This is a genomic window from Meiothermus cerbereus, from assembly GCF_051297115.1.
Lineage (GTDB): Bacteria > Deinococcota > Deinococci > Deinococcales > Thermaceae > Meiothermus > Meiothermus cerbereus_A.
On the sequence record NZ_JBEVAL010000012.1, the window covers coordinates 46,121 to 58,584 of the forward strand.

Consider the following 12,464-nt stretch of genomic DNA (forward strand, 5'->3'; position numbering starts at 1 on the left):
TCGCGGCAGCGCTGTTTTGTGCGGAAACCAGAACAAATTCGCTGGCCTTTGACTTGAGCAGGTATCATGTCACGGTATGGCGAAGGACAAAGGCCTCATTCCGCAATCGCAGGATTTCAACGAGTGGTACAACGAAGTGGTGCTAAAAGCCGACCTGGTGGACTACGGCCCGGTGCGCGGCACCATGGTGGTCAAACCCTATGGCTATGCCATCTGGGAAAACATCCAGCGCGAACTGGATCGGATGTTCAAGGAGACCGGCCACCACAACACCTACTTCCCCCTCTTCATCCCCATCAGCTTTTTGCAAAAGGAGGCCGAGCACGTAGAGGGTTTTGCTCCGGAGCTGGCTATCGTGACCCAGGCGGGCGGCGAAACCCTGGAAGAGCCTCTGGCGGTGCGCCCTACCTCCGAGACCATCATCGGGTATATGTGGGCCAAGTGGATTCGCACCTACCGCGACCTGCCCCAGCTTTTGAACCAGTGGAACAGCGTGGTGCGCTGGGAGCTACGCACCAAGCTCTTCTTGCGTACCACCGAGTTCTTGTGGCAGGAGGGCCACACCGCCCACGCCACCCAGGAAGAGGCCGAGGAGGAAGCCCGCCGGATGGCGGGGGTGTATGCCACGGTGCTGCGCGAATGGTGCGCCATTCCTGGCTGGGAAGGCCCCAAGACCGAGTCGGAGAAGTTCGCCGGGGCGGTGTATTCCATCAGCTACGAGGCCATGATGCGCGATGGTAAGGCCCTGCAGTCGTGCACCTCGCACTACCTGGGCCAGAACTTTGCCAGGGCCTTCGACATTCAGTTCCAGGACAAGGATCAACAGAACAAATACGTGCACACCACCTCCTGGGGCTTTACCACCCGCGTGGTGGGGGCCATCGTGATGACCCACGGCGACGACAAGGGCCTGATCCTGCCGCCCCGCTTAGCCCCCATCCAGGTGGTAATGGTGCCCATCTATAAGGCCGAGAGCCGCGAGCTGGTGATGCCGGCCGCCGAAAAGCTCTACCGGGAGCTAAAGGCCGCTGGAATACGGGTACACCTCGACGAGCGCGACCAGTACAGCCCTGGCTACAAGTTCAACGAGTGGGAGCTGAAGGGGGTGCCACTGCGCCTCGAGCTGGGGCCGCGCGATGTGGAGGCGGGAACCGCGGTGCTGGCTAGCCGCCTGGGCGGCAAAGAAACCGTCCAGCTTTCCGAGCTACTGGGCTTGATACCGGCAAAACTCGAGCAGTTTCAGCACGACCTCTACACCCGGGCCCTAGAGTTCCGCGATGCCCACACCTGGGAAGTAAACAGCTACGACGAGTTCAAAGAAAAGGTGGAGCAGGGCTTTGTGAAGGCCTTCCACTGCGGCGATAAGGACTGCGAAAAACAGATCAAAGCCGAGACCACCGCTACCACCCGCTGCATCCCCTACGACGAGCCCGAAGCCCACGGAAGCTGTATCCGCTGTGGCAAGCCCAGCGCTTATGGCAAGCGGATTCTCTTCGCCAAGGCCTACTAAGCGATGCCGAAGCCCAGGGGACAACCGCCCAAGGCCAAGGGTCCAGCATCCAAAGCCAGCCAGGGCGCAAAGCCAACAGCCCAAGGTCGGGATAAGCCACAGGGTAGGCCACGCCTGCCCCGTGAATCTTTGAAAGCCAAAAAGGCGCGGGCCGCACGGGTACTGGCCGCGATGGAAGCGCTCTATCCCCAGGCTGCCACCGAGCTAGAACACCGCAACCCCTTTGAGCTGCTGATTGCTACCGTGCTCTCGGCCCAGGCCACCGACGCCTCGGTGAACCGGGCCACCCCCGCCCTTTTTGCGCGCTACCCCAATGCTTTTGCCCTGGCCCAGGCCAGCCCTGAAGAGGTGGAACCGTACATCAAAACCATCGGCCTGTACCGTTCCAAGGCCAAAAATATCGTGCGGCTGGCCCAACGACTGGTCGAGCAACACGGCGGGCAGGTGCCCTTAGACAAGGCCAGGCTGCGCGAGCTGCCGGGGGTGGGCTGGAAAACCGCCACTGTGGTGCTGGGGGCGGCCTTTGGGGTGCCGGGCATTGCGGTGGACACCCACCTGACGCGCCTGGCGAGCCGGCTGGGTTTTTCCCATCAGAAAAACCCGGAGAAGATTGGTGCGGACCTCGAGCGCCTTTTCCCCAAAGAAAAATGGGTTTTTGTGCACCACGCCCTGATTCTTTTTGGCCGCTACCGCTGCACGGCCCGTAACCCCAGGTGCCAGGACTGCCCTCTATACAGCGACTGCCTGAGCAAAGGGGCCTGGTAGGTGGGCTCAGTCATCCCAGCGGCGAATCCTTTGCGGCAGTCTGCGCCAGCGCCGGGGGCGAAGCCTGGCCTCCAGACGGCGCCAGCCATAAGCCAGCGCCCCTACCACACCAGCGCCCACCGCCAGCACCCAAAAGGTGACGATGAGCCACAACACTAAAAACAGCCCCACTGTTCCGGCCAGCAACAGCAAGAGCACCCCCAGGGGGCCCTGCGGAGGGTTGAACCTAAACTGCCTCACGTCTTTTAGGGTAGGGCAAAAGGTGTGAGGTAGATGATACCCCCAATGGGCGCTGGCTGTAACGGGACGATACCAGCTCAGCTTCCGGGTGTCCGCAGTTTTTGATGGGCAGCAGCAAAGCCAAAAGGAGAAGCACGATATTTGATCTGCTCTTTTTGCTGGGGCCCTTACCTGAAGCTACCCCTGCATCCGGCTGGTTTTGACCTGAGAGCTTCAGATGAGGTGTGATTTTTTGGCCTTCCTGTACCCAGGTGTGGCCTATAATGCGCCTTGTATGCCGGGCTCCGACAGCCTACCCATGGTGTTTGCAGCGGCCTTGACCGACCCAGGCCGCAAGCGGGCCCTGAACGAAGATGCGGTTGCTCAGCTGGTAACCTCTTATGGCGGCATTTTTATTGTGGCCGACGGCATGGGGGGCCACCGTACCGGCGAGGTGGCCTCGCAGATGGCCGTTGGCCAGATTGTCGAAGTGCTCAAACGCAGTGAACCCTCGCCCCAAGGCTTGCTGGAAGCCTATGAGGCTGCCAACGAGGCCATTTATCGGGCCGGACAAAAGCCCGAGTCGCGGGGAATGGGCACTACCTGCACGGCCCTCTGGCTCGACCTGCCTTATGCCCTGATTGCCCATGTGGGGGACTCGAGGGCCTACCTGCTGCGCGATGGCGAACTCGTACAACTGACCCAGGATCACTCCTGGGTGGCTGACCGGGTGCGCCAGGGCCTGTTGAGTGAGGAGGAGGCCCGCAATCACCGCTGGCGCAACGTGATCACCAATGCCCTGGGCTCTTTCCCCAGCGCAAGGGTGGATCTGGTGGGGCTAAAGGTGCGCCCTGGCGATGTTTTTTTGCTCTGCTCGGACGGCCTGAGTGGGGTGCTGGAAGACCGGGTGCTCTCCGAGATGATCCTGACCAACCCCCCCGAACCGGCGGTGGCCAAACTCATCAAGCTGGCCAACGACTGGGGCGGGCCCGACAACATCAGCGCGGTGGTGGTGACCATTGGCAGCCAGGTGGCCGAGAGCCCCAAACCCTACGCCCTGCCACTGGAGGCCAGCAACGGTCAGCCGGTGCGCCTGCAAAGCGGCAACGACCCCGAGGTGCTCACCACCCAGATTGTCGATCCGGAAAAGAAACCCACCTTCTGGCAGCGCTGGGGCAGCGTGGTTCTGCTGTTGCTGTGGTTTGGCCTGCTGGGGTTTGTATTGTTTAATCAGCTTGGCCGATCAAATCCGTAAAGGGACATCTTTCCACTTCTGCCTCCCTACAATGCAGCCCGGGGGTGGTTATGCCTATTCAATGGAGCAGCCAGTACGAAGTGGGGGACCCTCGAACCGATAGCCAGCACAAGAACCTTTTTACCAAATCGAGCAGCTGATCGAGCAGGGCAAAACCGGGCAGCTAGACCGCCAGCAGCTGGAGCATTTGTTTGTTTTTCTGGGGGCTTATGTGAATACCCATTTTGCCTACGAAGAGCTATGCATGGCCCTGCGCGGCTGTAAAGTGGCGCAAAAGAACAAGGAGGCCCACAACAAGTTTCTGGAGTTCTGGGCCGATTTCAACCAGAAACACACTCCCCAGAACATCTCCGTTGCCGCTTTGGAAACCCTGCATAGCACGCTGACCGGCTGGCTTACCCAGCACATCTGCAAAATTGACGTGGCTTTGCGAAACGCCACCTAATACGAGCGCTGCAGCACCCGAAGGCCCTGGCCCTCGAGCCAGCCCACCAGCCACTCCACTGCCGCCTTAACACCAACCGTGCTCAAAGGTGCGCCAAAACGGCCCACACCCACGTACAGGCCGTGGGCGCTGGGGCGGGCTTCCAGCAGCACGTCCTGAATAAGGTCTTCTTCCTCGATGTGGGTGTGGAAATAGTAGCCGCCTTCCGGGCCAAGGGTGCGGGTGGCCTCGAGCAGCACCGCCGTACCACCCTCGAAGCGAACCACGGTTTTCTCGAAGCTTTTGAGTTCGGGTAGCGTACCAGACAGCAGGGCATGGGGCATGGGATACCTCGCAAGGGGGGGCCAGGGGGTGGGGTCTTCGGAAACTTTACGAAATACGGCGTGGTAGAACCGGCGGCCCTGTTCTTTCCACTTGAGCGCGTACTTGGTGGTGAGGTGGTGCTCCGGGGGTGGGGGGGTCTCGACCTCGAAAAGCCCGCTGGCCTGGCCCTCGGCCCGGGCAAACTTCCAGTACTCCTCGTGGTCGGTGGTGAGTAAGAGCGCACCCCCCTCGGTCAACCGGGTGGACAGGCGGCGGAAGAAGTTCCGCTGCAACAAGCGGTTTTCCTGGTGCTTGGACTTGGGCCAGGGGTCGGGGAAGTTCACGTAGACCTGGTGCAGGCTTCTAGGGGCCACCAGGTTGCGCAGGGCAAAGCCTGCTGCGCCGTGGTAGACCCGCACATTGGTTATGCCTTCGCGCCGAAAGCGCTTGAGGGCCCGTGCCACCGAGCCTGCTGAGATCTCTACCCCCAGAATTCGCCAGTCGGGGTACAGGTGGGCTACCTGGGCTGTAAACCGCCCATCACCAAAGCCTATCTCGAGTACCTGGGGTGGTTCGGGCAGGGGAAATTCGGTTTCGCCCAGACGAATTAACACAAGGGGCCATTATACCCGATGCCTGGTAAGGCTGGGATATTTGCCTGCATTGGGATGGTAGACTTAGAACAGCTATGGACGTGGGCCTCGAGCAAGCCTTTGCCAAGGTGCGGGCCTTTCTGGAGGGCGACTTCGAGCATCCAGGCCTGACCCTCTACGACTTACAGAACCTGGTGGGCTACAACAGCCGGGTTAAAACCGACGGCCCGCTTTCTTACACCATGCCCCCCGAGCCGGCCTTGAGCGGGGTGGCGGCAGTGCGCCTGTACTACTACCCCAAAGACCCCGAGGTCAACCTGATTGTCGAAATAGAAGATAAGGCCCGCAAGCGCCACCTGCGGCACTTTAAATGGAATGGCATCTCCTGGACGGCTTCCCGTGGTCTAAAGGCCGACCTGACCGCTACCCGCGAGGCGCTGCCTTCCATCGAGGAGGTGGGGGGAGACTTCTTTTTGGGCTATGCTCCCGAAGAGGCCAAGGAACTGGCCGAGGCCATTCGGCGTGGGGAGGCTGCCGGGGCCAAGTATATGCTCTGCACCCGCGACAACACCCGCATCTTTTATGCCCCTACCAGCTCGCCCCCTGCGGTTCCCTGTCCCCGCTGTGGCAACGCCAACATGATTTTCAAGACCCTCACGCTGGCCAGTCCGGAAGACCGGATCGAGGCTATTTTGCGTGAGCAACGGGCTTTACGTACGGCGATGGAAGACCTGCTGCTGTACTTGAAGCGCAAACTGGGGCCATAATCGGCTGCTTGCCGGGGTCATCCTCAGGGGGTTTTTGAAATACTCAAAAACCCTATCACACACGGTCTTATCACTGTTTTTATTTGTCATTTGATAAAAGTTTTTTATGCGCTGTAAAAAACATACTTCCTTACGATTGGTCGGCCCAGAATCTGCTGTAATGTAAGGCTGATGACAAATAACGACCGCCAAAAGCTGAATGTCCGGGGCCATCTGACCAAGCGCCCTCGGCTACTGGCCCAAAGGAGCACCCTATGGTTGAAGACCGCGAACTGATTGCAGCCCGCACCCGCCTATCTGCCGAAGAGCAGATCAAGCTGGAAGACCTCGAGAACCAGGAGTGGCGCGAAAGCCTGGAGTACGTTCTGCGCAGCGCCGGGCGCGACCGGGTGGCGCAGCTGATGGAGATGCTCGAGAACTACGCCTACCATCTGGGGGTGGTCATCCACGACAAGGTCAACACGCCTTACGTGAACACCATTGCCCTGGAGCACCAGCCCCCTTATCCGGGCGACCTCGAGCTCGAGCAGCGCATCGCCAACATCCTGCGCTGGAACACCATCGCCATCGTGCAGCAGGCCAACAAAAAATCCGATGGCATCGGGGGGCACATCTCCACCTATGCCAGCATTGCCGAGCTGATGGAGATGGGCTTCAACCACTTTTTCCGCGGGGCCGACTCCCCCGACCGCGACCTGGTCTTCTACCAGGGGCACATGTCGCCGGGGGTGTATGCCCGCAGCTATCTGGAGGGCCGCCTGAGCGAGGACGACCTGGGCAAGTTCCGCCGCGAGCTTTTAGGCGGGCCGGGCCGGGGCCTGTCCAGCTACCCCCACCCCTGGCTGATGCCTGATTACTGGGAGTTCCCCACCGTCAGCATGGGCCTGGGGCCTTTGCAGGCCATCTATCAGGCCCGCTTCATGCGCTACCTGGAAGACCGCGGCCTCAAGCCCAAAACCGACGCCAAGGTCTGGGCCTTTTTGGGTGACGGCGAGCAGGACGAGGTGGAAACCCTGGGGGCTTTGCGGGTTGCGGCCAGCGAAGAACTCGACAACCTGGTTTTTGTGATCAATGCCAACCTGCAACGCCTGGACGGGCCGGTGCGGGGCAACTCCAAGGTGATCCAGGAGCTCGAGAGCGTTTACCGCGGCAGTGGCTGGAACGTGATCAAGGTGGTCTGGGGCAGCGCCTGGGACGAATTGTTTGCCAAAGACACCGAAGGGGTGCTGCTGGAGCGCATGGAGCAGCTGGTAGACGGCGAGAGCCAGCGCTACGCGGCCTATGGCGGCAAGGAGCTGCGCGAGAAGTTCTTCAACACCCCCGCCCTCAAAAAGCTGATCGAGGGCATGAGCGATGAAGACCTCGACCGATTGAGCCTTTCGCGCGGGGGCCACGATAACCGCAAAATCTACGCGGCATTCAAGGCCGCCGCCGAGCACAAGGGTGCCCCCACCGTGATCATTGCCCGCACCGTAAAGGGCTACTGCCTGGGCCCCACCGCCCAGGCCAAGAATGTGGCCCACCAGGTCAAGAAGCTCACCCTGGAAGACCTGAAGGAAGCGCGGGATCACCTGGGTATTCCCATCCCCGACGAAGACCTGGAGAAAACCCCCTTCTACCACCCCGGCAAGGACTCGCCGGAGGTGCGCTACATGCTCGAGCGCCGCCAAGCCCTGGGCGGCCTGATCCCCGAGCGGCGGGTGCGCGAGTACCGCATCAAGACCCCCGACCTGGCTTTCTTCGAGGAGTTCCTGGCGGGTTCGGGCGAACGTGAAATCTCCACCACCATGGCCTTCGTGCGGATGCTGACCAAGCTGGTGCGCCACCCCGAGGTGGGCAAGTACATCGTGCCCATCGTGCCCGACGAGGCCCGCACCTTTGGTATGGAAGGTGTGATTAGCTCGGTGGGCATCTACTCGCCCAAGGGCCAGCTTTACACGCCGGTGGATGCCGGAACCGTAACGGTCTACCGCGAGTCCGAGACCGGGCAGCTTCTGCAAGAGGGCATCAACGAGGCCGGGGCCATGTGCAGCTTTATTGCTGCCGGAACGGCCTATGCTCACTATGGCATTCCCACCATTCCCTTCTACATCTACTACTCGATGTTCGGCCTCCAGCGGGTAGGCGACCTGGTCTGGGCCGCAGGCGACCAGCGCACCAAGGGCTTTTTGCTGGGGGCCACCGCAGGCCGCACCACCCTCAACGGCGAGGGCTTGCAGCACGAGGACGGCCATTCCCATGTGCTGGCCCTGCCGGTGCCCAACATGCCCGCCTACGACCCGGCCTTTGCCTACGAGCTGGCGGTTATCCTGCAGGACGGAATGAAGCGCATGTACCAGGATGGCGAGGACATCTTCTACTACATCACCCTGATGAACGAGAACTACCTCCAGCCCGCCATGCCTGAGCCGCGCGAGGAAACCCGCCAGGGCATTTTGAAGGGCCTGTACTTGCTCAAGAAGAGCGAGCTTAAAAAGCCCAAGGCCCGGGTGCAGCTGCTGGGTAGTGGAACCATTCTGAACGAAGTGATCAAGGCGGCGCAGATGCTCGAGGCCTACAACATCGCCGCAGATGTCTGGAGCGCAACCAGCTACAAGGCCCTCTACTACGATGCCATCGAGGCTGCCCGCTACAACCGCCTCAACCCCGGCAGCAAGGCCCGGCTGCCCTACGTGGCCCAGTGCCTGAACCCCACCGAAGGCCCCATTGTGGCGGCTTCCGACCACATGAAGGCCCTGCCTTCCCTGGTCTCGGGCTTCCTGAACCGTCCCATTCACAGCCTGGGCACCGACGGTTTTGGCCGCTCCGAGACCCGCGAAGCCCTGCGCGATTTCTTCGAAGTAGACGCCAGGCACGTGGTGGTGGCGGCGCTTTCGGCCTTGCGGAGCGAGGGGAAGGTTAACGTCAACACCATCCACGAAGCCATCAAGACACTGGGTATTGACCCTAAGCGGGAAGCACCGCACAAACGCTAATAGAAAATAGCTGATAGCCTGTAGCCCAAAGCCTTTAGTTATCAGCTATTCGCTATCGGCTATCAGCGCGACCAACGGGAGCAATCATGGCAGAACTAAAACTACCCGATTTAGGCGACAATGTTTCCTCCGCTGTGGTGGTGGGGGTGCTGATCAAGGAAGGCGATACCATCCTGGCGGGCCAACCAGTATTGGAGTTGGAAACCGATAAAGCGGTGATGGAGGCTCCTGCTTCCGAGGGAGGAACAGTTTCTAAGGTGCTGGTAAAGCCAGGCGACGAGGTGAAAAGCGGACAGGTAATTGCCGTGCTGGGTGAAGCGGCTGCTGCACCGGCGGCAGAAAACAAGCCAGCGCCCACGCCCGCCCCGGCGCCTGTTTCTCCACAGCCTTCCAGTACGCCGGCCCCCCAGCGCAGCGTGGCCCCTCTGCCCAGCGCGCCGGCAGGCCAGCGTAGGCTGATTCCGGCTGCCCCCAGCGTGCGCAGGCTGGCCAGGGAGCTGGGCATCAACCTGCTGGAGGTGGTGGGTAGTGGGCCGGCCTATCGCATCTCCGAAAACGACCTCAGGCGCTTTGCCTCGGGAGAAGCACCTGCAGCCGTGGCCGCTCAACCCCCCAGCGCGCCAGCGCCCACCCTGCCCGACTTCAGCAAGTTTGGGCCGGTGCGCCGCGAGGCCATGTCGGGGGTTCGCCGGGCCACCGTGCGCAGCATGGCCCAGGCCTGGAGCACCATCCCGATGGTGACTCATTTCGACAAGGCCGACATCACCGAGATGGAGGCCCTGCGCAAACGCATCAACCCCAGGGCCGAAAAACGCGGGGCCAAGGTCACCATGACTGCCATCCTGCTCAAGATTGCCGCCGCGGCCCTCAAGCAGTTTCCCAAGTTCAACGCCTCGATAGATACCGCCACCAACGAAGTGGTTTACAAGGAGTACATCCACATTGGCGTGGCCGTAGACACCCCCAGCGGCTTGCTGGTGCCGGTGGTGCGCGACGTGGATAAGAAAGGGGTTATTGCGCTGGCCGCAGAGCTGGGTGAGATAGCTGCCAAAGCCCGCGACCGCAAGCTAACCCCGGAAGAAATGCAGGGGGCTTCCTTCACCATCTCCAACCTGGGCGGCATTGGTGGCACCGGCTTTACGCCCATTGTCAACTGGCCCGAAGTAGCCATCATGGGCGTCTCGCGTAGCAGCATCGAGCCTGTATGGAACGCCGAAAAAACCACCTTCGAACCCAGGAACATCATGCCTTTCTCGCTCTCCTACGACCACCGCCTGATTGACGGCGCCGATGCGGCCCGGTTCTGCCGTTTTGTGGCTGAGATGCTGGAAGACCCCTTCTTGCTGGGGTTTGAAGGCTAGGGCTTTACTGGCCTTGCAAGACCGTAGGCTTCACGCATGGTGAGGGCTCCACAAGATCAGGCGGATTCCTGGCTGATTCCAGCGGTGATGTGCTCGAGCACGACCCGCACCACCCCATCCAGGTCGAGGTGGCTGGTGTCGAGGATGACGGCATCCCTGGCGGGCGCACTTTGTTTTTTGTCGGCCTCGTCGCGCCGGATGATCTCGGCCAGCACGGTCTCGAAGGCTGCACCGCGCTCTGGTACGCGGCGCATGGCGCGCACCTCGGGGTTGGCGGTGAGGTAGAACTTGTAGCGGGCCTGGGGAAACACCGTGCTGCCCATGTCGCGCCCATCTACCACGAAGGGGGGCGGAATTTTGCGCAGCACCTGGTTGACGTACTCGCGGATGGCCGGGCGCACCGCCACCGCAGAGACGATCTGGTCTACCTCGAGGTTGTGCAAAGCCTCGCTCACCTCGTGCCCGTCCAGAAAAACCAGGTTTTGGGTGGGGGTGGGCCTGAGCTCGAGGCGGTGCTTTTCCAGCCGATGTTCAATCTCCTCGGCAGAGGCGTTCTCGAGCAAGCACATCAGGGCCACGGCCCGGTACAGCAGGCCACTGGAGATATAGGGAATGCCCAAACGCTGGGCTACCAGCTTGGCTACGCTGGTTTTGCCCGAGGCAGAAGGGCCGTCTATGGTGATGATCTCGTTCATAACGCAAATTGAGATGGGCTGCTTCACACTGAGTTTGTCAAATCCTTGGAGCAGTTTGGGTTATTCAACAGGATCAAAGGCGCGGCACGCCAATGGGCCTTTTGCTCTGCAAAGAGGTAACCATGTATTTCGAGAGGAACCTAGGGCGGTATTCCCCCGCTATTCCTTCCCGCGCAGCCTTTCCAAATCTTCCCAGAAGCTGGGGAAGCTGATGCTGGCCCACTCGGCGTCCTGAACCGTTACACCTTTGGGCAGGCCACACACCGCAAAGGCCATGGCGATGCGGTGGTCGTGAAAGGGTTCGACCACCCCGCCCCCGGCCACGCTTCCACCGCGAATCCTGAGCCAGTCGGGGCCCACCTCGACCGGCACCCCCAGGTTTTGCAGGTTTTTGGCGATGGCCGCTACACGGTCGGACTCCTTGACCCGGAGCTCCTCGAGGCCTGGAATATAGGTCTCGCCCTCGGCCCAGGCAGCGGCTGCGGCCAGCACCGGCACCTCATCCACCATCAGCGGGATGAGCCTGGGGTCTACTGCCACCCCTTTGAGCGCCGAGGAACGGGCCCGGATCCAGCCCACCGGCTCGCCGTCCTGCCCCTCGGTGACTTCCCAGCTCAGGTCGGCCCCCATTGCTTTGAGCACCGTAAGCAGCCCGGTGCGGGTGGGGTTCAAGCCCACGCCCTCGAGGGTGATCTCGGAATCGGGGGTGATGAGGGCGGCCACAATAAAGAAGGCCGCGCTGCTGAAATCGCCCGGGACGGTCAGGTCTTTGGCGGCGAAGGGCTCGGCCCGGCGGGTGCGAACCAGGTTGCCTTCTACTTCTATAGGCAGGCCGTAGTGCCGGAAGACCCGCTCGGTATGGTCGCGGGTGGGGGCAGGCTCCACCACCTCGGTGTCTTCCTCCGCAAACAGACCCGCCAACAAGACCGCACTTTTGACCTGGGCACTGGCTACCGGCAACTCGTAGTGGATGCCCCGCAGCCCGCTACCACGAATGGCCAGGGGCGCTAGCGTGCTGTGCTGACGCCCTTCGATGCGCGCACCCATCTGGCGCAAGGGGATGGTCACCCGGCCCATGGGCCGCCGCCGCAGCGAGGCATCGCCGGTGAGCACCGCAAAGATTTCCTGCCCTGAGAGCAAGCCAGCCAGGAGCCGCATCAGGGTTCCGGCGTTGCCACAGTCCAGAATGTCGTCGGGTTCCTTGAGCCGCAGGCCTGCCCCCTTGATGCGAAAATGCTCGCCTTGCTCGGTAATCTCGGCCCCCAGCTGGCGCATGACCTGGGCGGTGGAGAGGGTGTCGCCGGCCTTTAGCGGGTAGTAGAGGGTGCTTTCGCCCTGGGCCAGCGCGCCCAACATGAGCCCCCGGTGCGTGACCGACTTATCGCCGGGAACCCGCAGGGTGCCCTTGAGGGAGGGGGTAGGAAAGATGTGCCGTTCCATAAGTCCAACCGGGATTATAGCCTGTGGTGGGAAAATTGACGCGCTTCCCAGAGTGTCTGAGAGTGAGATTCTGTTCAACCCCAATTCGGAAAAGCCACCAGCCACATTTCCCCAAACTGCGCCAACAGGAGGCGCC

The 12,464-nt window shown here is 61.5% G+C and carries 11 protein-coding genes; 7 read left to right on the forward strand and 4 right to left on the reverse strand.

Annotated elements, in window-relative coordinates:
• The first annotated feature begins 76 nt into the window (after positions 1-76).
• Positions 77-1,510: a proline--tRNA ligase gene (gene proS, locus ABWU19_RS04405; RefSeq protein WP_435900548.1), complete on the forward strand. Its 1,434-nt coding sequence runs from the start codon at positions 77-79 to the stop codon at positions 1,508-1,510.
• A 129-nt stretch (positions 1,511-1,639) separates the two neighbouring features.
• Positions 1,640-2,275, forward strand: a complete 636-nt coding sequence (gene nth, locus ABWU19_RS04410; protein WP_435900549.1) for an endonuclease III — start codon at positions 1,640-1,642, stop codon at positions 2,273-2,275.
• A 6-nt stretch (positions 2,276-2,281) separates the two neighbouring features.
• Here nth and ABWU19_RS04415 read toward each other — a convergent pair whose 3' ends face one another.
• On the reverse strand, positions 2,282-2,515 hold the full coding sequence (locus tag ABWU19_RS04415; RefSeq protein ID WP_435900550.1) for a hypothetical protein: 234 nt from the start codon (positions 2,513-2,515) through the stop codon (positions 2,282-2,284).
• A 274-nt stretch (positions 2,516-2,789) separates the two neighbouring features.
• Here ABWU19_RS04415 and ABWU19_RS04420 point away from each other — a divergent pair, with 274 nt between their 5' ends.
• Together ABWU19_RS04420 and ABWU19_RS04425 are read left to right on the forward strand one after the other, a co-directional pair.
• The gene (locus tag ABWU19_RS04420) at positions 2,790-3,749 is read left to right on the forward strand and encodes a Stp1/IreP family PP2C-type Ser/Thr phosphatase (RefSeq protein ID WP_435900551.1); all 960 of its coding nucleotides are present in this window, start codon (positions 2,790-2,792) and stop codon (positions 3,747-3,749) included.
• 187 nt (positions 3,750-3,936) lie between these two features.
• Positions 3,937-4,194 (forward strand): hypothetical protein, encoded by a 258-nt coding sequence (locus ABWU19_RS04425; RefSeq protein WP_435900552.1) that lies wholly within the window; start codon positions 3,937-3,939, stop codon positions 4,192-4,194.
• Here ABWU19_RS04425 and trmB read toward each other — a convergent pair.
• Complete coding sequence (trmB, locus tag ABWU19_RS04430; RefSeq protein ID WP_435900553.1) at positions 4,191-5,111, reverse strand: tRNA (guanine(46)-N(7))-methyltransferase TrmB; 921 nt, start codon at positions 5,109-5,111, stop codon at positions 4,191-4,193. The two genes, ABWU19_RS04425 and trmB, sit on opposite strands and share 4 nt — an antisense overlap.
• A 74-nt stretch (positions 5,112-5,185) precedes the next feature.
• Here trmB and ABWU19_RS04435 point away from each other — a divergent pair, with 74 nt between their 5' ends.
• The 3 genes from ABWU19_RS04435 to aceF all read left to right on the forward strand — a co-directional run bounded on the left by ABWU19_RS04435 (position 5,186) and on the right by aceF (position 10,193).
• Positions 5,186-5,857, forward strand: coding sequence for a hypothetical protein (locus ABWU19_RS04435; RefSeq protein ID WP_435900554.1), 672 nt, complete (start codon positions 5,186-5,188; stop codon positions 5,855-5,857).
• A gap of 254 nt (positions 5,858-6,111) precedes the next feature.
• Positions 6,112-8,832, forward strand: coding sequence for a pyruvate dehydrogenase (acetyl-transferring), homodimeric type (aceE, locus tag ABWU19_RS04440; protein WP_435900555.1), 2,721 nt, complete (start codon positions 6,112-6,114; stop codon positions 8,830-8,832).
• Positions 8,833-8,879: 47 nt separating this feature from the next.
• On the forward strand, positions 8,880-10,193 hold the full coding sequence (aceF, locus tag ABWU19_RS04445; RefSeq protein WP_435900560.1) for a dihydrolipoyllysine-residue acetyltransferase: 1,314 nt from the start codon (positions 8,880-8,882) through the stop codon (positions 10,191-10,193).
• Positions 10,194-10,249: 56 nt separating this feature from the next.
• Here the strand turns inward: aceF and cmk are convergent, their stop codons facing one another.
• Both cmk and aroA read right to left on the reverse strand, forming a co-directional pair.
• The gene (cmk, locus tag ABWU19_RS04450) at positions 10,250-10,888 is read right to left on the reverse strand and encodes a (d)CMP kinase (protein ID WP_435900556.1); all 639 of its coding nucleotides are present in this window, start codon (positions 10,886-10,888) and stop codon (positions 10,250-10,252) included.
• Between the two features lie 159 nt (positions 10,889-11,047).
• Positions 11,048-12,328: a 3-phosphoshikimate 1-carboxyvinyltransferase gene (gene aroA, locus ABWU19_RS04455; RefSeq protein WP_435900557.1), complete on the reverse strand. Its 1,281-nt coding sequence runs from the start codon at positions 12,326-12,328 to the stop codon at positions 11,048-11,050.
• Between the last annotated feature and the right edge of the window lie 136 nt (positions 12,329-12,464).